This is a genomic window from Alkalihalophilus lindianensis (assembly GCF_032843265.1).
In the GTDB taxonomy this organism is placed as follows: Bacteria; Bacillota; Bacilli; order Bacillales; family Bacillaceae_D; genus Alkalihalophilus; species Alkalihalophilus lindianensis.
Window position 1 is genome coordinate 1 of sequence record NZ_JAWJBA010000047.1, and the last position, 444, is coordinate 444.

Sequence of the window (444 nt, forward strand, 5' to 3'; positions counted from 1 at the left end):
AGGCAGGAATATTTATGAAAATATTCGTAAGTTTGTCCGTTATTTGCTGGCATCCAACGTTGGTGAAATCTTGGTTATGCTATTTGCGATGATTTTAGGCTTGCCCCTGCCGTTAGTGCCGATTCAAATTCTCTGGGTAAACTTGGTGACAGACGGGTTGCCGGCTATGGCTCTTGGACTGGATCAGCCGGAAGAAAACGTGATGAAGCGCGGACCAAGAAGCCAGAATGAGGGAGTTTTTTCCCGTGGTTTAGGCTGGAAGGTAATATCCCGTGGATTTTTAATCGGGCTCGTTACATTATTAGCCTTTATGATTGTTTATCATAACGATCCGGCACAATTGGAGTATGCGCAGACTGTAGCCTTTGCCACCCTGGTCTTAGCACAGCTTATACATGTCTTCGATTGCCGCAGTGAAATATCTGTATTGTCGCGAAACCCATT

1 protein-coding gene is annotated in these 444 nt (G+C 45.3%); it reads left to right on the forward strand.

The features are described from left to right. A partial coding sequence (locus RYX56_RS21210) for a cation transporting ATPase C-terminal domain-containing protein (protein WP_317123971.1) occupies positions 1-444 on the forward strand: 444 nt, incomplete at both ends.